The following is a 21,402-nucleotide window of genomic DNA, read 5'->3' as shown; positions in this document are numbered from 1 at the left end:
GTTTTAGGGGTCGGGCCCCGTCAACGCATGGCGCTGGCACGCCGTTTGCAAACCATGAGCCGCCAGCTCAAGGAGCGCACCATGTCGAAGCCCGCCGTCACCGCCAAGCACGTCCCGCCGATCGTCGTCGGCCTGAAAGCCCTCGCGATCCTCGCGGTGGCCTGGGGCGCGGTCTATCCGTCGCTGCTGTGGGGCCTCGGCGCCGTGCTCCCGTGAGCACGGCGGCGACCTCCACGTCCTGAGGAGTTCCGCCATGAAAGCCCCCGCCCGTCTCCACGGCGCCGCACCGCCCGTGCATGCGCCACAGCCCCTGGCCGCCCACCGTTGGCGACGCCTGCTGCTGCCCGCGATCGGCATCGCCGTCACGGCGCTGGCCCTGCTGGCCGCGATGGCCTGGCTCGACCATGCCGAAGGCGATCTGCGCCAGGTGCGCGCGCCGGCGGCCCGACCGTCCGCCACGACGCCGGCCGCGCCCGCATTCCTGCCGCCCGGGACAACGGTCTCTTGATCCGGGCGGCACTGGTGAGGTCCTCGCGGCAGGCGCATAGTCCGCGCCGCAAAGGAGCGACTTCACCATGTGGGCACTCATCCTCGGACTGATCCTCTTCCTCGGGCCGCATTCGGTCCGTTTCGTCGCGCCGGCCTGGCGCGACGGCCGCCTCGCCACCTGGGGCGAGAAACGCTGGAAGCTCAGCTACACCGCGCTCTCCGTGATCGGCCTGCTGCTGATCATCTGGGGCTACGGGCAGGCGCGGCTGGATCCGCATCCGCTGTGGGCCACGCCCCGCGGCATGAACCATCTGGCCGGGCTGCTGATGCTGCCCTCGCTGATCCTGCTGGCAGCCTCCCATGTGCCGCGCAACCACTTCAAGGCGAAGCTGCATCACCCGATGCTGCTGGCCGTGAAACTCTGGGCCTTCGGCCACCTGCTGGCCAACAACACCGTGGCGGACCTCGTGCTGTTCGGTGCCTTCCTGACCTGGGCGATCCTGGATCTCCGGTCGGCCCGGCGTCGTGCCACGCCGCCGCCGCCCGCGGGGACCGCCAAGGGGACGGCGATCTCGGTCGCGATCGGCGTCGTCGCCTGGATCGCGCTCGTCATGGGACTGCACCGGATGATCATCGGCGTCAGCCCGTTCCCGACGATGGGGTGAGAGGGCCGGCACGCAGGGCGGCGCGCGCCCTCGGCGGGGAGCGCCGCGCCCGCTCAGAGGCTGCGCTTGCGCTGCAGCACCAGCAGCCAGAAGCACAGGCCCGCGATCACCAGTCCGCCGACGAACTGCGGATGCACCGCGGCCTGCAGCACCTGGGGCAGCCCTTCCCGGGCGTAATCCGGGAAGCGGTAGAGCATGTCGAAGAAGTCCTGCATGTTCAGGTGGCCGTCGCCGTCCGATTCGATGACCAGCCGGGTCCCGCTCTGGACCAGCGAGGCGCCGACTCCCGCGACCTGCGTGATCAGCGCATGGCGCAGCATCTCGGCGGCGGGTTCGTTCTGGTAGATCTTGAGGAAGGCCGACACCCCGATGACCAGCAGCGGCGCGCCCCAACGCTTGAGCCAGGCCGAGGCGGCCATCAACGCGAGCACGATGGGGGACAGCCACAGCGCCGCCAGCACCAGTCCGACGGCGAGCCGAAGCCCCAGCCACAGGGCGCCCTGGAACAGCGCGGCCCACTGCGTCTGCTGCAGCGCGGCGAGGCCGAATTCCTTGAACGCCATCGCCGACCCGACGACCGCGCCGCCGACCAGCGCGAGCAGCGTGGCGACGACCGGCACGAGGAGGCCGTGGGCGACGATCGGCGCGCCGATGCTGGCCGCGTGACTGCCGGGCAGCGAGGACCAGAACTCGATCGAGCGGTCCTGCTGGTCGCGACGGGCCAGGCCCATCAACTGGTACGTGGACACGCCGAGGGCCAGCGCCAGCACCAGGCCGACGGTGAGCAGGCCGGCGATCAGCGCGACCGGTTCGGGGCTGGGCACGTCGATGCCGTCGACCTGGCTGAACGGCACCAGCGCCAGCAGCACCAGCACGGGCGCCAGCACCAGGCCGATCCAGGCCCGCTTGTATTGCAGCCACTCGCGCAGCAGCAGCGTGTTGAAGAGCGTCATGGGGTGGTCCTTGAATCCTTGGATGAGGGTCGCCGGGCGTTGCGAGGAGGCTGGTCAGGCTTCGGTGGCCTGACGCTCGGGCTTGCGGGTCAACGCCATGAACAGGTCGACGAGGCTGGGGCGCACGCGCTGGCCCAGGTGGGCGAGCGCATCGGGCGGCACGCCGTCGAAGAGCGCGGCCGGTCGGCCCTGCACGCGGTAGCGCAGCAGCGGGTGGTTGGCGGCGACCAGCTCGGCGGCGTCGGGGTCATGCGACAGCGCGACGAAGCGCTCATCCATCTCCGCCAGCGAGATGTTCAGCACCAGCTTGCCTTCGTCGAGCATGAGCACGTCGGACAGCAGCGTCTCGACCTCCTCGACCTGGTGGGTGGAGATGAGCACCGAGCGCTCGCCATCGCACCACTCGTCGATGAGCATCTCGTAGAAGCTCTTGCGCGACATCACGTCCAGGCCGAGCGTCGGCTCGTCGAGGATCATCAGCTTCGCGTCGATGGCCGCGATCAGCGCGAGGTGCAGCTGCGTGACCATGCCCTTCGAGAGATGCTTGACCTTGTCGTTCTCGGTGACCGAGGTGCGCTTGAGCAGCTGCCGGGCGCGGTCGGCGGAGAACCTGGGCTGCAGGCCGGCCATGAGGCGGATCAGCTCGGAGACCTTGGCCCAGCGCGGCAGGACGGCGACGTCGGGGATGTAGCAGAGCGAGGTCAGGAGCTGGGCGCGGTCCGCATGCGGATCCAGGCCGAGCACGCGGAGCTCGCCTTCAGCGCGCTTGAGTCCGACGAGCGCCTTCATCAGCGTGGTCTTGCCGGCGCCGTTATGGCCGAGCAGTCCGACGACGCGGCCGGCGGGGATGGTGAAGGACAGGTCCTGCAGGGCGGCCTTGCGGCCGTAGTTCAGGCTCAGATGGCTGGCCTCGATGAGCGTCTTCATGCGTCCTCCCAGTTCAGGTCCTGGGGCTTGAGGCCCAGGCGGCGAAGTTTCTCCCGCAACCGGGGCCATTCCTCCTGGAGGAACTGCTCCCGCTCGGTGTGCAGCAGGCGGATGCGGGCGCCGTCGCGGACGTACATGCCCACGCCGCGGCGGCTCTCGACGAGGCCCTCGTCGACGAGGGCCTGCAGCGCGCGGCTGACGGTCAGCGGGTTGATGAGGTACTGGCTCGCCAGCGTGCGCACGGAGGGCAGCGCTTCGCCCTCCGGGGGTCGCCGTCGAGCAGCTGCGACGCCAGGCGGTCGGCGAGCTGCTGATAGATCGGCGCTTGATCGTTCCAGCTGTGCATGACGCGGGGCGCCGGAGCGCCAGTGTGTTGCTGATGTAGCACACCATAGCAAGCGCCCCCGTGCGGACCCAGCGGGGGGCGACAGACTGCAGAAAAGGGGGATGAAGCGGAGGTGGCTGCCGTCGACGCTCGCGGCGGGTCCGCCAGCGTCGCAGGCACCGACTGGAACAAGGCTCATGCCAACTGCGGCGCGCGCGCAACGCGTCCGTTGCCTGCATCCGGTCACGGTGTTAGCCTGACCACACCATGCAGCAGTCCCTGACCTCTCAACGCGCGCAAGCCGCAGCCCAGACCCGCACATCCGCGGCGGTCTCGCTGCGCGCGGCGTATGACGCAGCACTGCTTCCCTAGAGCCATTCCATCCGGAGGCTCGGCCTCCTGAGTTCAACGAAACCCGGTAGGCCTCAAGCCACCGGGTTTTGTTTTTTCCGTCCTCCGTTGGAGACCATGCCCATGAGCCTCGATCGAGATCCGTCCTCATTCTTCGCCGCACGCGCTGCAAGCAGCGTCGTGTTGTGCGTCCCCTCCGTGGAGTGGTCCGTGTAGACCCCTCCGGGCCTGCGTGTGCCTGGAGGTCCATCCTTCAGGCGAATTGAGAAAGCCTGCCGGGTGGCCCACACCCCGCAGGCTTTTTTGTTTTCGTCCGCGCAAGCGGGCACCCAGGTCTGGCGCGCGCGCCGACAACCCCGCCGAGAGGTCCACCTGGCCAGTGGGCCGAACCGGCTTTTCACTCATCAACGAATTGGAGAAACATCATGACCACCAAGGTCCACGTCAACGTCGGCACGATCGGTCACGTCGACCACGGCAAGACGACGCTGACGGCCGCCCTCACCGCCGTGCAGGCCGCACGTTTCGGCGGCCGCGCGCTGTCCTATGGGCAGATCGACAACGCCAAGGAAGAGCGTGAGCGCGGCATCACGATCAACACCTCGCACGTCGAGTACGAGTCCGACGCGCGCCATTACGCGCACATCGACTGCCCGGGACACGCCGACTACATCAAGAACATGATCACCGGCGCCTCGCAGATGGACGGCGCCATCCTGCTGGTCGACGGCACCGAAGGCGCCGCCCGGCAGACCATCGAGCACGTGCTGCTGGCCCGCCAGGTGAACGTGGGCCACATGGTGGTGTTCGTGAACAAGATGGACCTGGTGCCCGAGAGCGACCGCGCCGACATCGCGGAACTGATCGAGATGGAGATCGGTGCGCTGCTGGCCACGCATGGCTACACGGAGCCCGCCTTCGTCTTCGGCAGCGCGATGCGGGCGCTGGCTGCCGCCGAGCGCGGTGAGCTGGACGGCCCGGACGTGCAATGCATCGTCGAGTTGGTGAAGGCACTGGACTCGCGCATCCCTGACCCGGTGCGCGACTACGCCAGCCCGTTCATGATGCCCGTCGAGGCCGTGCACACCATCGCTGGCCGCGGCACTGTCATCAGCGGCCGTGTCGAGCGCGGGGTGATCCGCGTCGGAGACTCCCTGGAGATCGTCGGCCTCAGCTCGTCCGGCGACGACCCTGTCGTCGTCACCGGCGTGCAGTCCTTCCACAAGGACGTGGCCGAAGGTCGTGCCGGCATGAACGTGGGCCTGCTGCTGCGCGGCGTCAAGCGCGATGACGTCGTGCGCGGCCAGGTCGTGGTGAAGCCCGGTGCGCTGAAGCCCTACCGCACGGGGCGTGCCCAGATCTTCGTGCTCAGCAAGGAGGAAGGCGGCCGCCACACCTCGTTCGGTTCTGGCTACCAGCCGCAGTTCTTCTTCGGCCCGACCGACGTGACCGGCGTCATCAGCGTCGACACCGATGCCGGTGTCGTCGAGCCCGGCGCGCAGGCGCTGATCAGCTTCGAGCTGAACAAGCCCGTCGCGATCGAGAACGGCATGCGCTTTGCGATGCGCGAAGGCGGCAAGACCGTCGGCGCCGGCATCGTGACTGAAGTGCTCGGCTGAAAGGCTGAGCCTGCCCGGCCCCTGTTGTCTGCTTGTCAGGCAGCAGGGGCCTTTTTATTGCCGGACATGACGACGACCCAGGCCGATGCCGCCAGCCGGCCCGTGGCAACTGGACCCGGCGCGCCGACCTGGGGAAGGCATCGGACATCAATCCGTCTGGCGGATAAGTCTTAGTCTCCTGAACACCTACTCATTCTTCGGACGGCGGATCAAAGTTCATCCCGACGCCACCCCGGCGCCGTCATCCAGAGATTGAATCCATGAGCACACTCAACAACAAGGTCGCCATCGTCACCGGCGCTTCCAAGGGCATCGGCGCGGGCATCGCCAGGCAGTTCGCCAAGGCCGGCGCCTCGGTCGTCATCAACTACTCGACCAGCAAGGATGCCGCCCATGCGCTGGTCGGCGAGATCAACGGCGCCGGTGGCAAGGCCGTCGCGATCCAAGCCGACTTCTCGAAGACGGCCGACATCCAGCGACTGTTCGAAGAAACCAAGCGGATCTTCGGCACGCTCGACGTCCTCGTGAACAACGCGGGCGTCTACGCCTTCGGTCCCATCGAAGGCGCCACCGAGCAGGAGTTCCATCGCGAGTTCAATACCAACGTGCTGGGCGTCATCACCGCCACGCAGGAAGCAGCGAAGTACTTCGGCCCGAACGGCGGCAGCATCATCAACATCAGCTCCATCGCCAGCATCGGCTTCATGCCCAACTCGGCGATCTACGCAGCCTCCAAGAGCGCTGTCGACGCCATCACGCGCGTGACCTCGGTCGAACTCGCGCCCAGGAAGATCCGGGTGAACACCCTCGCCCCTGGGGCTACGATCACCGAAGGCATCGCCGCCCTGGGTTGGCCCGAGGAGGCCGTCAAGTCGATCGTCGCCACGATCCCGTTCGGCCGTCCCGGACAGCCGGAGGACATCGCCCGCGTGGCGCAGTTCCTGGCCTCCGACGACTCGGCCTGGGTGACCGGTGAACGGATCACGGCCTCCGGCGGTCAGCGCGCCTGACCGCAGAGCCTGATCAGCGAGGCAGCTCGGCGATCAGGTACTCGACGAAGGCCCGGGCCGACGGCTTCGGCGGTCGGCCCGGCGTGAACATGCCATGGACCTCGACGTCGTTCATCTTCCAGTCCGGAAGCAACCGGACGAGCGCGCCGCTCGCGAGTTCGGCGCGGCATCCCCACAGCGCCGTGGTCACGACGCCCATGCCCGCCACCGCCGCGGCCACCGCGCCTTCGTTGACGGACACGCTCAGCCGGCTGTCGACGCGGATCGTCATGTCCCGGCCACCCTTGTTGAACAGCCATCCGGCCGCGCTCGTTCCCGCAGGGCCGACGATGGCCGTGTGGTTCGCGAGGTCGGCTGGCGTCCCGGGCGTGCCGTTCGCCTTCAGGTAGGCGGGTGACGCCGCGATCAATCGATGCGTCCGGCCGATGAGACGCGCGGTCGCGCTCGAATCAGCCAGTTCACCGAGGCGCAACGCGACGTCGACGCCCTCCTTCAACGTGTCCTGCCGCTGGTCGCTCATCAACAGGTGGACGTTCAACAGCGGATGGCGTGCCAGGAAGCCGGGCAGCAAGGGCACGATCTCGCGGACGCCGAAGCTGGAAGGCAACGCGACACGCAACGCGCCGCGCAGTTCCAGCGATCCTCTCGCCACGTGATCGGCCTCTTCGAGCGACGCCAGGATCGCCTCGACACGCGCGAGGTAGTCCGTCCCGGCCTCCGTCAGCGTGAGCGCCCGCGTCGTGCGGGTGACCAGCGCCGCGCCGATGTCCTGTTCCAGCGCCGCGATGATGCGCGAGACCGACGGCTGGGACAGGTCCAGTTCCCGCGCGGCGGCAGAGAAACTTCCGGTGCGCGCCACGCGTGCGAACAGTCGGAGGGCAAGCAGCTTGTCGTTCATGCGGCGCAGTGTCGATCCATTCGACGGATAAGTCTTAGTTGCCGGCGCACCTGCCCACGCCAGCGTCGAACGGGGACAGTCCACCTCGATCCCAACGTGCGCAAGGACGCCTCATGGACAAGCTCAACACACCCCTCGCCATGCAACGCCGCGACCTGCTGAAGTTCGCGGCGACGGCCACGTCGACCCTCGCCTTCGCTGACGCGGCCACCCCGGCCGAGTTGGCCGGACGCTCGGCAGCACCCGACTCGTCGCTTCCTGCCGAGCCCGCGAGCGGCTCGCAGGACCTGGTCACGCTCGAACACCGCGGACACGTCCTCCTGATCGGCCTGAACCGCCCGGAGGCTGAGAACCGGCTGATTCCGCCGATGTCCGCCGCGCTGGCGAGGGCCTACTACGCGTTCGAGCAAGACCCGACCCTCCGGGTGGCGATCCTGTTCGGCCACGGCAGGAGCTTCTGCGCCGGCATCGAGGTGGACGCCTTCATCGCCAGGTATGCCGCGGGCAGCGATGCCCCCGCCGCACCCCAGACGATCGATCCGTTCGGAAAGGACAAGACCCGCCTGAGCAAACCGGTCGTCGTCGTCGCGCATGGGAACACGCTGAACGTCGGCCACGAGCTCTTCCTGTCCGCGGACATCCGGCTGGCCGCAGCCGACACGATCTTCGGGCAGATGGAGAACACGCAGGCGCGCATTCCCGCCAGCGGGGCGACCGTGCGCTTCGTGCGCGAAGCCGGCTGGGGGAATGCCATGCGCTACATCCTGAGCGGCGACGCCTGGACTGCGGCGGAAGCCAGGCGGATGGGCACCCTGCAGGACATCAGTCCGACCAGGAACGACGCGATCCTGATGGCGCTTCAGATCGCCGCCAGGATCGCGGCCTGCGGGCCGTTGTCCATCAGGACCACGCTCGCTTCCGCGCACACGGCGCTCGACGTGAACGAGGAGACCGCGCTGTCCGGCCTCAACGCGCTTCGCAGCACGATCTATCGGACCCAGGACTTCAAGGAAGGCCTCGCCGCGCGGGCTGAACGTCGTCCACCGGTATTCACCGGCGAATGAGATCGATCCGGGATCGATCCGGAGCGGGCGCGACGCGACGGCGTGAGTCTTCGTCGTCGCGCCTGGCCTCATTGGCCGGGCAACTTCACGGCCAGCAGATCGATGGTCTCGATCGTCGGCGGGCTGCTGAGCAACGTGGCCGCGTTGGCCATCAAGGCGGCCGCGATGGGTCCTTCCAGATGAGCCTGACGCCCGGCTTCGTCTGCAAAGGTGTCGAAGACGCCGAAGGTCGAAGGACCGAATCGCAAGGCAAACCAGGAGGTCGTTCCGGACTCGGCATTGGCGAGCGGCAGCGCGCCGGCCAGGAAGTCGGCGACGGCGGTTTCCTGGCCGGGCTTGGCTTCAAGACGGACGAACAGGGCAAATTCGGACATGAGGTGCTTCTCTCGTTGAACGGGTGAATCGATTGGCGAGGCGCCAGTCTCCGCGCCCCACCTTCGATCGGCGAGTGGCAAGATGGCCAACATTGATACCGTTACTGCCATGCACCTCCACATCCTCGTTCTCGACGGCGTCTTCGACCTGGGGCTCGCGTCGCTGACCGACACGCTCAGCACGGCCAACCAGCTGGCGGGCTCGCTCGACCCGGCGCCAGCACCTGTCGAGGTGACCCTGGTCGGCGTCCGGCGGCGGGTGCGCACGGCGCAAGGGCTGATCGTGCCGGTACTGCCGGTGGACCGTCTCCCGGCGCCCGACATCGTGCTCGTCCCCGCGCTCGGCGCCAAGATGCCGGACGCGCTCGCCGCGCGTCTGGCGCTCGCGGACGTCGCCGACGCGGGGGCCGCCTTGCGGCGATGGTCGGACGCCGGCGCCATGGCCGGGGCTGCATGCACCGGCACCTTCGTGCTGGCGGAGAGCGCGCTGCTCGACGGCCAGAGCGCCACGACGTCCTGGTGGCTGGCGCCGATGTTCCGGCAGCGCTACCCGCGCGTCACGCTCGACGAGTCCCGCATGCGGGTGAGCTCCGCCGGCTTCGTGACCGCCGGCGCCGCGCTCGCCCACCTCGACCTCGGGCTGAGCGTGGTCCGCAGCCGCAGCCCGGCCCTGGCGGCCCTGGTGGCGCGCTACCTGCTGATCGAGGCGCGCGGCTCGCAGGCGGAGTTCATCATCCCCGACCACCTCTCCCACGCCGACCCCGTGGTGGAGCGTTTCGAGGGATGGGCACGGCAGCGACTCGCCAGCGGGTTCTCGCTGGACGAAGCGGCGGTCGCGGTCGGCGCCAGCAAGCGGACGCTGGCGCGGCGCCTGCACAGCGTGCTGGGCAAGACGCCGCTGTCGTACTTCCAGGATCTCCGTGTCGAGCGCGCCGTGCACCTGCTTCGCACCAGCACTGAGAGCATCGACCAGATCGCCGCGCAGATCGGGTACGCCGACGGGGTGACCTTGCGCACCCTGCTGCGACGCAAGCTGGGCCGGGGTGTGCGAGAGTTGCGCGCGCAGGTCTGAGGGCGCTCACGCGAGACACCGCTGAAGTCTTCGAGGATCAGGTGAGATCCGTCGAACCCGGACTCGCCGCTTCCCCGACCAGCCACGCGGCGACATCCGCCAACGGCGCCTCGCCGCGAGCCCGCCGTGGCGACACGAGGTAGTAGTCGAGACCCAGGTGCATCACCTGCGGCGTCACCTGCACCAGGCGCCCGGCCGCGAGGTCGGATTCCATGAAGAAACGCCCGGCGAGGGCCAGGCCTTGCCCCGCGATCGCCGCGTCGATCGCCAGTCCTGTCTGGTTGAACCGGGTGCCCTTCGACGCTGAGGACGACACGCCCAATTGCGCGAGAAACGCGGGCCAGGCGTCGTGCCCATCATGGATCAGCGGGCAGCCCGCCAACCGCTTCGGTGTCAGGGCCGCGGCGCCGCCGAGCATCGCCGGACTCCCCACCGCGATCAGCTGGTTCTCGAGCAGCAGCCGCGCCTCGACGCCCGGACCGAACGGCGGACGCCCGCACCGGATCGACAGGTCGACGCCCTCCCCGTGGAAACTGGACACGCGCTCCGTCGCCAGGACCCGCAGGTCGATGTCGGGGTGCCGCGCGGCGAAGCGGGGCAGGCGCGGCAGCAGCCACTTGGTGGCGATCGTCGGCGCCACGCTGATCGTGACGTGCCGGTCGCCGGGACGCAGCAGGCGCGTGGCGTCGGCGATCTCCTCCAGCGCGAGCCGCACGCGGCGCGCGTAGGCGGCGCCGGCGCCGGTCGGCGCCAGACCGCGCGGGTGCCGCTCGAAGAGCTTGATGCGCAAGTCGGCTTCGAGCGCGCGGATCTGCTGCGCCACGGCCCCTTGCGTCACGTCGAGCTCCTCGGCCGCGAGCCGGAAATTCAGGTGCCGCGCCACGACCTCGAAGACGCGAAGCGCCTTCAACGACCGCAGCCCTTCCAATCGAATAGTCATTGAAGGACTGTAGCTTTTCTACTGGATGAATGTAGGCGGGCGGGCTCGCCGAACCTGGACGGCGCTGATAGCGTATTGCTCGACGTGGGCAGATTCCATCCGGCATCAGCACGACAGAGGGCAAATCTCATGACAACCGACAAGACAGTAGAAAAGGTCGCCATCATCACCGCCGGCGGCAGCGGCATGGGCGCCGCCGCTTCCCGCCGTCTGGCCCATGACGGCTTCCGGGTCGCCGTGCTCTCATCGTCGGGCAAGGGTGAAGCCCTCGGACACGAACTCGGCGGCATCGGGGTCACCGGCTCCAACCAGTCCGAGTCGGATCTGAAGCGTCTCGTCGACCAGGCGCTGGCGCGCTGGGGCCGCATCGACGTGCTGGTCAACAGCGCCGGTCATGGCCCGCGAGGCCCGTTGCTCGAGATGTCCGACGACGACTGGCATCGGGGCATGGACACCTACCTGCTCAACGTCGTGCGCGCGTCGCGGCTCGTGGTGACGACGATGAAGCAGCAGCAGTCGGGCACGATCATCAACATCTCGACGGCCTGGGCCGTCGAACCGTCCGGCCAGTTCCCGACCTCGGGCGTGTTCCGGGCGGGCCTGTCCGCTTTCACGAAGATCTTCTCGGACACCTATGCGGCGGACAACATCCGCATGAACAACGTGCTGCCGGGCTGGATCGACAGCCTCCCCGCGACCGACGAACGCCGCGACAGCGTGCCGATGCAGCGCTACGGACGCAGCGACGAGATCGCCGCGACGATCGCCTTCCTGGCGTCCGAGGGCGCCGGCTACATCACGGGCCAGAACCTGCGCGTCGATGGCGGCCTGACGCGATCGCTCTGAGGGGCACGCCATGCAAGCACTGGTCTTCCATCAATTCGGCGACGCCGACGTCCTCCGCTACGAAGCGGTGCCCGATCCGGTCCCGGGCCCCGGCCAGGCACTGGTGCGCATGCGCGCCGTCGGCCTCAACTTCGCCGACGTCTACCGCCGCAAGGGCAACTATCACCTGGCCGGTTCGCCGCCGTGGATCCTCGGCTACGAGGGGCGGGCGAGGTCGTCACGGCGCCCGAGGGCAGCGGCCTGCGGCCCGGCCAGCGCGTCGGTTTCGCCGACGGTCCGTTCGCCAACGCGGAACTCTGCGCGGTCGATGCGGGCCGACTCATTCCGCTGCCGGACGAGGTGTCCTTCGAGACCGCCGCCGGCGCCCTGCTGCAGGGGCTGACGGCGCAGTACCTGTGCCGCGACAGCTACGCGGCGCGTCCCGGCGATTGGGCCGTCGTGCATGCGGCAGCGGGCGGCGTGGGATTGCTGCTCGTGCAGATCCTGAAGCACCTGGGCGCGCGCGTCATCGGCATCGCCTCGACCGACGCCAAGCGACAAGCCGTGCGTGAGGTCGGCACCGACGTCGTGATCCCGACCGAAGGATGGTCGCAGGCCGTGAAGGCGCTCACCGACGGGCGCGGCGCGGACGTCATGTACGACTCGGTCGGCACCACGCTGCGCGACAGCCTGGATGCCGCGCGCACCGGCGGCACCGTCGTGTTCTACGGCATGGCGGCGGGCGATCCGGCGCCGGTGGATCCGAGACTGCTCATGGACCGCTCGCTGGCGCTGGTCGGCGGCGATCTGTGGAACGTGCTCACCACCGCCGAAGAGCGCCGGGCTCGCGCATCGGAACTGTTCGGCTGGATCCAGTCGGGCGCCGTGACGCTGCGCGTCTCGCAGGCATTCGCTCTACGGGACGGCGCAGACGCTCACCGCGCCCTGGAGGGTCGGCAGGTCATCGGCAAGATCGTCCTGCGCCCCTGAGATCACGGCTTCCTGAAGCGCAGCACGAAGCGGTCCGTCTTCCCGCGGATCGCCGGATCGAACACCTTCAGCGTGCGGTCGTCGGCAGGATTGGCCAGCGCATCGGTTTCCCCGTCGAGCACGAATCCGGCCTTCTCCACTTCCGCCTTGACCGTCGCGCGGTCGATGCGGTGCAGGTCCTCGGTGTTCTTCAGACCTGACCCCGCCACGGCGGAATGGTCGGCCACGATGTAGTACCCGCCCGGCTTCAGCAGGCTGAACACCGCCTTGTTGTAGGCGTTCACGTCCGCGCCCTTCATGAAGCTGTCGTGGAAGTCGTGATAGTTCTCGAAGGTCCAGAACACGTCGAGCGTGTTGTGGATGGCCGCCGGCGGTTGCTCGGCGAGCGGGCTCGAGGTCTGTTCGACATTGCCATGGCCGGGCTCCGCCGTGATGGCCCGCGCGGTGGCGGCCGGGTTCGACTTGAAGACGGCGAACTCGCTCGGCACATAGGCGTAGACCTTGCCCTTGGGACCCACCAGCGGCGAGAAGATCCGCGTCCAGTACCCGCCACCGGGCACCGCGTCGATGACCTTGTCGCCGGGCTTCACCTTGGAGAACTCGACCAGGTCCACCGGCCGCCGGGAGGCATCCTGCTGGACGTCCTTGGCGGGACGGGTCGCGTCCGCGACCGCGGCGGTGACGGCCGGGGTCTGCGCTGCGGCCAGCGACGAGACGAGCGCGGCGGCGGCCGCGATGACGAACAGTCTTGAACTCATGGTGATCCTTCTACAGGTCGGAGATGTCAAAGCGGCGGGCGTTCTGCCGGCAAGGCGTCGCTAGGCGGCGTAGGTCCGGGACGCCCGCATCGCCAGCGTCACGGTCGTGCCCTGCTCGGGCGCGCTGTCGATCCTGAGCACCGCGCCCAGCGACTGGGCCCGTTCCCGCATCGACGCCAGTCCCATGTGCCCCGGCCTGCCGGTCGCCGCCAGATCGACCGGCATGCCGGTCCCGTCATCCCGCAGCTCGACCCGCAGCCGCCACCAGCCGAAGCGCCAGGTCATTGTGATCCGGCTCGCCCGGGCATGCCGGAAGGCATTCAGCAGCGCCTCGCCGAAGATCATCCGCAGCTCGTCCCGGACCTCCGGCCGCAGCAGCCGTTCCCGGCCGACGATCTCCAGCCGGAATTCGCCGTCGTAGTCCCGCGCCAGCTGCGACGCGATGTCCTCCAGCGCCCGCGGCAGGCTCGCGCCCGTCTGCGCGGTCCCGCGCAGCGACATGACGCGCCGGCGGCTCTCGTCCAGCACGCCGTCCGCCATCACCAGGTCCGCATCGATCGCCGCGCGCACCGGGTGCGTCGCCGGCAACTGCGCCGAGTGCGCCTCGAAGCGCAGGATCAGCCCCTGCACCCCCTGCAGCAGCGTGTCGTGCAGCTCGCGGGCGATGCGGTCGCGCTCGGCCATGCGCGTGCGCATCTTCTCGCGCGCCCGCCATGCGGCCTGCCGCAGCCGCAGCCGGTGCAGCCCCCAGACCAGCGCGATCACCGCGGCCACGCACAGCACGCGGAACACCGTCGTCTGATACCAGGCAGCCGGGATGACGATGTCCTGGACCGCCTCCTCGGGTGCCTCGACACCATCGCTGTTGACCGCCAGCACACGGAAGCGGTAGCTGCCCGGGCTCAGGCTGTTGTAGACGGTCTCGCGGCGCGCGCCCGCGTCGCGCCAGCGGTGGTCGACGCCGTCCAGCCGGTAGCGGAAGCTCACCCGCTCCGGCACCGCGAGGCTCGCGGCGGAGAAGCGCAACTCCATCATCTCGGCGTTCTTCGGCAGGGTCACCGGCGCGCCCGGCGGGTAGTCGACGCCATGGGCGCGCAGCCCGGTGATGCGCACCACCGGCGCCACCGCATTGGCCCGCGACCGCCGCGGGTCCAGCCAGGCCACCCCGGTCGTGCCCGCGAACCAGAGCCGCCCGTCCGAGGCCTCCACCACGCTCGGCTGCGGCCAGAAGGCCGTCGCGCCGCCGGGATGACCGTCCAGCGTGTCCAGCACCTCGACCTTGAGCGGCTGGCCGGGATCGGCGAGGAAGGCGCGCAGGTCGTCGCGCCGCACGTGGACCGCGCCCTTGCGCCCGTTGAGCCACAGGTCACCGTCCGCGGTCTCGGCGATGCCGGACACGCCGGCCAGCGTCTCCGGCGCCTCGGTGGTCAATGAAACGAAACGGTTGTCCCACAGGATCGCCACGCCGCGTTCGCCGGCGACCAGCAGACGCGACCGCCCGGCGTAGACATGCAGCACGTCTCCCACATCCACGCCTTCCGCCGGGCCGAAGCGGCGCACCGCGCCGTCGGTCCAGCGCAGCACCTGGTTGTCCTTGAGCCCGAACCAGTAGGTGCTGCCGCCGGCCTGCGCCACCGACGCCTCGAGCGGCGTCGGCAGGCCGGGCAGCGACAGCGGAGACCAGCGGCCGTCCTCCCACGTCTGCACGCCGCCGCGCTGGAACGCGACCATCAGACCGTCGCCGTACGGCACGATGCCGCTGATCCAGCGCTCGCCGACCCCCGGCGGTCTGGGCACCTCCAGCCAGCGCGCACCGTCGCGACGCCAGAGCCCCGCAGGCCCGACCAGCCAGAGCCGGCCCTGGCGGTCGCGGCCCGCTGCGGTGATCTGGGCGCTCGGCGCCGAGACCTGCTCGGCCGCACCGGCAGTGCCCGACAGCTGCCAGACGGTCGACGCCACCGGCGAGAACGCCGCCACCGTCACGCCGCCGTCGGGGTCCGCCGCGAGCGCGAAATTGCTGGTGGCGCGCGGCATCGGCGCCGGCACGAGCGCAGCGCGCCGGAACCGGTCCAGGCCCGTCTTGGTCGCCACCCAGAGGCTGCCTTCGACATCCTCGACGATCATCATCCCGAAGTCGCCCGACAGGCCCTCCGGCGCGGCGAAACGCTGGTACTCGCCGGTCAGCGGCACGCGGTCGCCCGCCAGCGGCCAGGGCAGCCGGCGGCGGCACAGGCCGGCCGGGCAGAACACGGTCCACAGGTTGCCGTCGCGGTCCACCGCCGTCGACGACCCCCGGCGCGTCGACAGCCGCGGATCCCGCGCGATGGCCATCCGCGACAGCGCGGGCACCTTGCGCATCTCGTGCGCGAAGACCAGCCACGCCTCGCCGCGCAGCACCTGCAGGCTGGTCGCGTCCTTGCACTCGCCGACCGCGCGGAAGCGCGACTCGCCTTGCGGCAGGCCCAGCAGGCGATCGTTGTCGCAGAGCCAGACCGTGCCGCGCCCATCGACGACCACGCCGTCGATGGCGCGGCCCTCCACCCCCACGACGAGCCGATGCGCTCCCAGCGCCCGTTCTGGAAGCGGAACAGCTCGGTGGTGCCGCCGGCCCAGATCGCGCCGTCCGCGTCTTCGGCGATGTAGCGGACGCGGGCGGTCGACACCGCCTCGGTCGCCGGCACGCGCCAGACCTGCTCGCCGCGGATCCGCACCAGCCCGCGCGGGAAGAAGGCGGCCCACAGGTCGCCGCCGGACGTCCCCAGCACCTTCGCCACGGTGCCGGACGGGAACTCCGCGGGCGGCGTCGGCCGGAAGCGCTCGAAGCGCACGCCGTCGAAGCGCGTCAGGCCGTTCGGGCCGCCCATCCAGAGCAGGCCGTCCAAGGTCTGGGCCATCGTCCAGGTCTCCATCGGCACGCCGTCCGCGGCCGTCCAGGCGCGGTGATGGAACTGGTTCAGGGCCAGGTCGCGGTCCAGGGCCCGGGCCGGCCCCGCGACCAGCAGCAGGATCGCGGCGAGCAGCGCCCGCCAGATCGCCGTCCCGCGCGGCGAGCCCGCCACCGGCGATGCCGGGCGCGCACCTCGGGTGGAAACGGGGATCTCGGACGACAACCTCATGGGGCCGGAACACTATCAGAAGCGGCCGGAAGATCGGGGCAGCCGTGCGGGGGGCGAGGCGCGCGCGCGACAACGTCCGGGCTAACTCTTTCGAGGGAGGGCCATCATCCCGAGGGACGATCGGGACCGCCCGCTGCGGCTACGCTTCGGCCCTTGCGCCCACGATGCAGGGCGCCCGACCTGACCGCCGAACCGCGGAACCGCGCGTGAACGACTCCGCCCCGATCTCCTCCCCCATCACCGTGATGGCCGTCGACGACCATGCGCTGATGCGCAGCGGCATCACGACGGTCATCGACGCCGAGCCCGACATGCGCATGGTGGCCGAGGCCACGACCGGCCTGGAGGCGCTGTCGCGCTTCCGCCAGCATCAGCCCGACGTGACGCTGATGGACCTGCGCATGCGGGACATGGACGGCATCGAGGCGATGACCGCCATCCGCCGCGAATTCCCGCAGGCGCGGATCGTGATCCTGACGACCTTCCCCGGCGACTTCCAGGCCGCGCGGGCGATCAAGGCCGGCGCGGTCGGCTACCTGCTCAAGGGGCTGATGCGCACCGAGCTGCTGGACACCATCCGCGGCGTCCACGCCGGCCGGCTGATGCTGCCGCCGGCCATCGAGGCCGCCCTCGCCCAGCATGCGGGCAGCCGCGCGCTGTCGCTGCGCGAGACGCAGGTGCTGCGCCTGGTCGCCCTGGGCCACGCCAACAAGGAAGTCGCGGAGCACCTCTCGCTGACCGAGGAGACGGTGAAGGTCCACATGCGCACCATCCTCGGCAAGCTGTCGGCGAAGGACCGCACCCACGCGGTCACGATCGCGCTGAAGCGCGGGATCATCGAGCTCTGAAGCGCACGGCACCGCGGGCGCAGTCCGGGCGGGTCGCGGACCGCGGCCCGGACGGCGGGGGCCGCAGGAGGGTCAGACGTTGTTGTCGTTCCCTGCGCCCATCGCGGTCATCGCGATCGGCGGGGTGGTGGCCGCCGGCTCGTCCTTCTTGAACATCGGCGCCAGGTTCATCTTGGTGTTGATCCAGACATTGAGCCCGGCCCAGGCCGGCGCGCTGGACGCCGCCGCCTTCGCGAACGGGTTGGCGTCCGACAGCGTCTTGCCCAGGCCCACGGGAATGCCCACCGGCAGGGTCAGGCCCCAGTTGATCATCATCCGCGCGGCCATGCCGGCCTTCATCGTCGCGTAGTCCACCTTGTCGTTGACGGACGTGCCGCCGGTCGCGCCGGGCAGCTTGCTCTTCATCACCGTGCTGGTCAGGTCGGACACGGTGTCGAACCCGGCGCTCACGGCGCGCTGCGCCACGGCGGTGACCATCATCGCGGTGGCCTGCGCCATCGGGTCCGACATGCCCTTGGCCTTGAAGGCCTCCGTCATCGCGGGCGTCAGCTTGCCCGCCAGGGCCACGCCGCTCATGCCGCCGGCGATCGCCGTCCACATGTCGTTGAAGCCGGCCATCACGCGCGGTCCCTCGCGCTGCATGAAGGTGTCGCCCGGCAGCTTGATCGTCGCGCCCAGCGAGGGCTTGGTCTTCATGTGCTCGCCGATGAACTCCTTGCCCAGCGCCGCGGCCAGTCCGCCGAGGACGCTGGACGACACGCCGAGCGCCTCCTTCGACGCGCCGGCCGCGCCGGCGCTCATCAGCGTGATCGCCTGCACCGCCCAGGCGATGGCGTGGCCACCGCCGTAGGTCGTCGCGCGCTGTCCGAGCGTGGCCAGCAAGGCGTCGGTGAGCTGCTTGCCGGAGACGTTGGCCGGCGGCACGGCGTTGGTGGTGGGCGCGGCCACCGTGGTGGTGGGATTCGCTGCGGTGGTCGCGGTCGCGGTCGCGGTCGTCGTGCCGGTCGTTGTCGCGGTGGTGGTCGCGGTGGTGGTCGCGGTCGGTCGGGTCGTGGTCGCGGCCACGACGGGCTTCGCGACTTCCGTGGTCGTCGAGGGCGTCACGCCCGATGTCGACGGCCGGTTGTCCAGCGTCAGCGGCGGCCTCGGACGGAGCGGTTGCGGCGTGGCAGAGGACGAGGACGCAGAGGAGGACGCGACGGCGGACGTCGTGGTCGACAACTTCGGCGCGGTCGGCAGAGGTCCTCCCAGTGAAGTCTTCTGCGGCAGCTTGCCAGCCGCGACTGAATCCTCCTTCGCTGGGAGCTTGCCTTCCTTGACCGGTGTCTGCGGAGACGACGTGGTGCTCGCCGCCGATGTCGCTCCCGACGCGGGGAGCGGTACCTGGCTGGGCGACGATGTCGTGGCGGTCGAGGTGGTCGCCTGCGGCGGCTGCTGAGTCTCGAGGCTCAGCTTCGGGAGCTTCGGCGATGCGTCGCCTGACGGCAAGGCGGTCTTGCCCTTCTCGTCGGAACCTTGCGTCTGGGTCTTCTGCGGTGTCTGCGGCCCGCCCTCCGATACCGGGATCTGCGGCGAGGAGACGGTGCTGGCCGGCGACGTCGAGCCCGACGCGGGGAGCGGCACCTGGCTGGGCGACGATGTCGTGGCGGTCGAGGTCGTCGCCTGCGGCGGCTGCTGAGTCTCGAGGCTCAGCTTCGGGAGCTTCGGCGATGCGTCGCCTGACGGCAAGGCGGTCTTGCCCTTCTCGTCGGAACCCTGCGCCTGGGTCTTCTGCGGCGTCTGTGGTCGGCCCTCCGATACCGGGATCTGCGGCGAGGAGACGGTGCTGGCCGGCGACGTCGAGCCCGACGCGGGGAGCGGCACCTGGCTGGGCGACGATGTCGTGGCGGTCGAGGTCGTCGCCTGCGGCGGCTGCTGAGTCTCGAGGCTCAGCTTCGGGAGCTTCGGCGATCCGTCTCCTGAGGGCAAGGCGGTCTTGCCCTTCTCGTCGGAACCCTGCGCCTGGGTCTTCTGTGGTGCCTGCGGCCTGCCCTCCGATACCGGGATCTGTGGCGAAGAGACGGTGCTGGCCGGCGATGTCGAGCCCGACGCGGGGAGCGGCACCTGACTCGGCGACGAGGACGTCGCGGTCGCCGACGTGGTCGTCTGCGGCTGCTGGGTATTTAGGCTCAGCGTCGGCGATGTCGGCGAGGCATTGCCCGAGGACGGCGGCGTCTTGGTCTTCTCTTCGGGCGTCTGCGTGCGCATGGCAGGCAAGGAGGCGGTGCGCCGCAAGGTGGAACCCGCACCGGCATTGACACCGGCGGCGGATGAGGGCCGCGCCGTCAGGCCGGGAAACTGCGTGGCGGCTCCGCCCTGACCGCCGGTGGGCGTGGTCGTCGTCGGGGATGCCGGCGTCGTGGCAGCGGGCGTCGTGGCGATGGGCGACGGGACGGCGCGGTTCTGGATGGTGTTGGACATGGCGCCCTCCTTGGCTGACGTGGCCTGCCGGCGACATCGGGAGGCGACACCCACGCGCCGCTCGGGCACGCGAACCTCATCCGGCAGCGAGACAGTCACTGTCGGACTGTGGTGCCCGCCCAGGATTTCCGGAGGCGAATCAGCGGATGGCGGTGCGAAGCAGCGCCTGATCGCGCACGCCAGGTCGCGGAAGCGTCGTCAGCGATTCACCATCACGATCCCCGCCGCCAGCCCCGCGAGGGCCAGCATCAACCGCGGGGTGATCGGCTCGCCGAGCAGCATCGCGCCCGCGATGAGGCCGAACAGCGGCGTGCTCAGCGTGAAGCTCGACAGCTTGGTCGCCGGGTAGTGGCGGATCAGCCAGAACCACAGCAGGTAGCTTGCGAACGACACGATCACCGCCTGGAAACCGAACAGCCCGAGCAGTCGCCAGGACCAGTCGAACGGGATCGATTCGCCCGTCACCAGGGCGCCGGCCGCGAGCGCGACCGCCGACACCGCCAGCTGATACAGCAGCGTCTTCTCCGCGCTGGCGGACGAGAGCCTCGTCGCGCGGATCGCGAGCGTCGTGCCGCCCCACAGCAGCGCGGCCAGCACGCCCAATGCGTCGCCCAGCCACTGCATCGTCTGACCGGTCCCGTGCAGCCCCTCGCCGAACGCGAAGGCCACCGCGCCGAAGGCGACCAGCAACCCCACCGCCTGCCGCGTCGTCAGCCGCTCGGCCGGCGAGATCAACGGCATGCCCAGCGCGACGACGAACGGCGACAGATAGAGGAAGACCACCATCCGCGACGCCGTCGTGTATTGCAGGCCGATGAAGATGCAGGCGAATTCGGCGGCGAACAGCAGGCCGGCGAGCAGCCCGCCCGGCAGGCTGCCGTCACGCCGGAACAGCGCGATGCCGCGCGCGGCGGCGAAGGCCCACACCAGCGCGCCGGCCAGGCCTGAGCGCAAGGCGGCCTGCCACAGCGGGCCGATCTCGGTCAGCGCGGCCTTGGCCGCGACCTGGTTCAGGCCCCACAGCACGCAGCATCCCAGGAGGATGACCACGGCCGTGCTGTCGAGATGCTGCTTGCGTTCCATGGCGCCGGATCATGCCCGGCGGCCCGGGCGACGTGCCCAGGCCCGCGCGGCCAACGCACACAGCAGCGCCATCGCCACGCCGGCGAGCAGCCCCGTCAGGTGCGCCAGCGGCGCGATCGCGATGTTCCAGCCGTCCCAATGCCGCAGGGCCGGTGCCGACAAGGGCCGCTCCGCCGCGACCTTCACGGCCAGTCCGATGCCGATGAGCAGGCCGATCACGCGCTCCCGGCCGTGGGACGCGCGCATCCGCATCATGCCGATCGCCGCCACCGCGACGCCCGCGTGCAGCACGCCGGACGCGCCACCGAAACGTTCCAGCGACGGCTCGATCAGCAAGCCCCACTGCGTCAGCGGCCAGGCCAGCAGCCACGCCACCGCGTCGCGCGCGGTCAGCCGCGCGGCGATGCCGAGCAGCCCCACCACCGCGCAGCCGGCGAGGTTCGCGATCAGGTGTTGAGGACTCCAGTGCAGCCACGCGGCGCTGACGGCGCGCCAGGGTTCGGCGCCAGCGAGTCCGGGCCGCCATTCCAGCGCGGCCTGCACCGGCGGTGCCTGGATCCAGGCGACCAGCGAGCCGATGGCCAGCGCCATCGCCACGAGGAGCCACGCGCGTCCCGGCATCCGGTCCTGTTCCC

22 protein-coding genes and 1 pseudogene are annotated in these 21,402 nt (G+C 70.1%); 12 read left to right on the top strand and 11 right to left on the bottom strand.

Going from position 1 to position 21,402, the window contains the following annotated elements:
• Positions 1-81 precede the first annotated feature (81 nt).
• The 3 genes from ACQ86G_RS09385 to ACQ86G_RS09375 all read left to right on the top strand — a co-directional run bounded on the left by ACQ86G_RS09385 (position 82) and on the right by ACQ86G_RS09375 (position 1,154).
• A complete protein-coding gene (locus ACQ86G_RS09385) occupies positions 82-216 on the top strand; it encodes a hypothetical protein (protein WP_431260331.1) in 135 nt (44 codons plus the stop codon).
• Between the two features lie 37 nt (positions 217-253).
• Positions 254-508 (top strand): hypothetical protein, encoded by a 255-nt coding sequence (locus ACQ86G_RS09380; protein ID WP_431260330.1) that lies wholly within the window; start codon positions 254-256, stop codon positions 506-508.
• A 67-nt stretch (positions 509-575) separates the two neighbouring features.
• Entirely contained in the window at positions 576-1,154 is a 579-nt protein-coding gene (locus ACQ86G_RS09375) for an NnrU family protein (RefSeq protein WP_431260329.1), read from the top strand.
• Positions 1,155-1,207: 53 nt separating this feature from the next.
• Here ACQ86G_RS09375 and ACQ86G_RS09370 read toward each other — a convergent pair whose 3' ends face one another.
• The 3 genes from ACQ86G_RS09370 to ACQ86G_RS09360 are packed head-to-tail and all read right to left on the bottom strand — an operon-like array spanning position 1,208 to position 3,558.
• Positions 1,208-2,107, bottom strand: coding sequence for a hypothetical protein (locus ACQ86G_RS09370; protein ID WP_431260328.1), 900 nt, complete (start codon positions 2,105-2,107; stop codon positions 1,208-1,210).
• A gap of 54 nt (positions 2,108-2,161) precedes the next feature.
• Entirely contained in the window at positions 2,162-3,034 is an 873-nt protein-coding gene (locus ACQ86G_RS09365; protein ID WP_431260327.1) for an ABC transporter ATP-binding protein, read from the bottom strand.
• Complete coding sequence (locus tag ACQ86G_RS09360) at positions 3,031-3,558, bottom strand: GntR family transcriptional regulator (RefSeq protein ID WP_431260326.1); 528 nt, start codon at positions 3,556-3,558, stop codon at positions 3,031-3,033. The genes ACQ86G_RS09365 and ACQ86G_RS09360 overlap by 4 nt, the downstream gene beginning before the upstream one ends.
• A 577-nt stretch (positions 3,559-4,135) precedes the next feature.
• Here ACQ86G_RS09360 and ACQ86G_RS09355 point away from each other — a divergent pair.
• Complete coding sequence (locus tag ACQ86G_RS09355) at positions 4,136-5,329, top strand: elongation factor Tu (protein ID WP_431260325.1); 1,194 nt, start codon at positions 4,136-4,138, stop codon at positions 5,327-5,329.
• 260 nt (positions 5,330-5,589) lie between these two features.
• Entirely contained in the window at positions 5,590-6,339 is a 750-nt protein-coding gene (locus ACQ86G_RS09350) for a glucose 1-dehydrogenase (protein ID WP_431260324.1), read from the top strand.
• Positions 6,340-6,352: 13 nt separating this feature from the next.
• On the opposite strand, the gene ACQ86G_RS09345 is transcribed toward ACQ86G_RS09350, so the two are convergent.
• Entirely contained in the window at positions 6,353-7,237 is an 885-nt protein-coding gene (locus ACQ86G_RS09345; RefSeq protein WP_431260323.1) for a LysR family transcriptional regulator, read from the bottom strand.
• A 113-nt stretch (positions 7,238-7,350) separates the two neighbouring features.
• On the opposite strand from ACQ86G_RS09345, the gene ACQ86G_RS09340 reads away from it, so the two are divergent.
• A complete protein-coding gene (locus ACQ86G_RS09340) occupies positions 7,351-8,301 on the top strand; it encodes an enoyl-CoA hydratase-related protein (RefSeq protein WP_431260322.1) in 951 nt (316 codons plus the stop codon).
• 68 nt (positions 8,302-8,369) lie between these two features.
• On the opposite strand, the gene ACQ86G_RS09335 is transcribed toward ACQ86G_RS09340, so the two are convergent.
• Positions 8,370-8,675: a putative quinol monooxygenase gene (locus ACQ86G_RS09335; protein WP_431261365.1), complete on the bottom strand. Its 306-nt coding sequence runs from the start codon at positions 8,673-8,675 to the stop codon at positions 8,370-8,372.
• A gap of 109 nt (positions 8,676-8,784) precedes the next feature.
• On the opposite strand from ACQ86G_RS09335, the gene ACQ86G_RS09330 reads away from it, so the two are divergent.
• Entirely contained in the window at positions 8,785-9,747 is a 963-nt protein-coding gene (locus ACQ86G_RS09330; protein ID WP_431260321.1) for a GlxA family transcriptional regulator, read from the top strand.
• Positions 9,748-9,784: 37 nt separating this feature from the next.
• Here the strand turns inward: ACQ86G_RS09330 and ACQ86G_RS09325 are convergent, their stop codons facing one another.
• On the bottom strand, positions 9,785-10,687 hold the full coding sequence (locus tag ACQ86G_RS09325) for a LysR substrate-binding domain-containing protein (RefSeq protein WP_431260320.1): 903 nt from the start codon (positions 10,685-10,687) through the stop codon (positions 9,785-9,787).
• A gap of 129 nt (positions 10,688-10,816) precedes the next feature.
• On the opposite strand from ACQ86G_RS09325, the gene ACQ86G_RS09320 reads away from it, so the two are divergent.
• The 3 genes and pseudogenes from ACQ86G_RS09320 (at position 10,817) to ACQ86G_RS09310 (ending at position 12,502) form a co-directional block, all read left to right on the top strand.
• A complete protein-coding gene (locus ACQ86G_RS09320) occupies positions 10,817-11,533 on the top strand; it encodes an SDR family oxidoreductase (RefSeq protein ID WP_431260319.1) in 717 nt (238 codons plus the stop codon).
• A 10-nt stretch (positions 11,534-11,543) separates the two neighbouring features.
• Positions 11,544-11,681, top strand: a pseudogene (locus ACQ86G_RS09315) (quinone oxidoreductase); the annotation flags it as partial.
• Positions 11,682-11,716: 35 nt separating this feature from the next.
• Complete coding sequence (locus ACQ86G_RS09310) at positions 11,717-12,502, top strand: zinc-binding dehydrogenase (RefSeq protein WP_431260318.1); 786 nt, start codon at positions 11,717-11,719, stop codon at positions 12,500-12,502.
• A 2-nt stretch (positions 12,503-12,504) separates the two neighbouring features.
• Here ACQ86G_RS09310 and ACQ86G_RS09305 read toward each other — a convergent pair whose 3' ends face one another.
• A complete protein-coding gene (locus ACQ86G_RS09305) occupies positions 12,505-13,260 on the bottom strand; it encodes a class I SAM-dependent methyltransferase (RefSeq protein WP_431260317.1) in 756 nt (251 codons plus the stop codon).
• Positions 13,261-13,320: 60 nt separating this feature from the next.
• Entirely contained in the window at positions 13,321-15,807 is a 2,487-nt protein-coding gene (locus ACQ86G_RS09300) for a triple tyrosine motif-containing protein (protein WP_431260316.1), read from the bottom strand.
• A gap of 228 nt (positions 15,808-16,035) precedes the next feature.
• Between ACQ86G_RS09300 and ACQ86G_RS09295 the strand changes: the two genes are divergently transcribed.
• Together ACQ86G_RS09295 and ACQ86G_RS09290 are read left to right on the top strand one after the other, a co-directional pair.
• On the top strand, positions 16,036-16,203 hold the full coding sequence (locus tag ACQ86G_RS09295) for a hypothetical protein (RefSeq protein ID WP_431260315.1): 168 nt from the start codon (positions 16,036-16,038) through the stop codon (positions 16,201-16,203).
• 379 nt (positions 16,204-16,582) lie between these two features.
• Positions 16,583-17,224, top strand: coding sequence for a response regulator (locus ACQ86G_RS09290; protein ID WP_431260314.1), 642 nt, complete (start codon positions 16,583-16,585; stop codon positions 17,222-17,224).
• A 72-nt stretch (positions 17,225-17,296) separates the two neighbouring features.
• Here ACQ86G_RS09290 and ACQ86G_RS09285 read toward each other — a convergent pair whose 3' ends face one another.
• The 3 genes from ACQ86G_RS09285 to ACQ86G_RS09275 form a co-directional block, all read right to left on the bottom strand.
• Positions 17,297-19,684: a hypothetical protein gene (locus ACQ86G_RS09285; protein WP_431260313.1), complete on the bottom strand. Its 2,388-nt coding sequence runs from the start codon at positions 19,682-19,684 to the stop codon at positions 17,297-17,299.
• A 198-nt stretch (positions 19,685-19,882) separates the two neighbouring features.
• The gene (locus tag ACQ86G_RS09280) at positions 19,883-20,767 is read right to left on the bottom strand and encodes a DMT family transporter (RefSeq protein ID WP_431260312.1); all 885 of its coding nucleotides are present in this window, start codon (positions 20,765-20,767) and stop codon (positions 19,883-19,885) included.
• 9 nt (positions 20,768-20,776) lie between these two features.
• Positions 20,777-21,388 carry a rhomboid family intramembrane serine protease gene (locus ACQ86G_RS09275; RefSeq protein ID WP_431260311.1) on the bottom strand — a complete coding sequence of 204 codons (612 nt, stop codon included), beginning with the start codon at positions 21,386-21,388 and terminating at the stop codon, positions 20,777-20,779.
• Between the last annotated feature and the right edge of the window lie 14 nt (positions 21,389-21,402).

It is taken from the genome of Roseateles chitinivorans, from assembly GCF_050632145.1.
GTDB lineage: Bacteria > Pseudomonadota > Gammaproteobacteria > Burkholderiales > Burkholderiaceae_C > Roseateles > Roseateles chitinivorans_B.
Note: the sequence above shows the minus strand (reverse complement) of the source record. Positions and strands in the feature narration are given on the sequence as shown.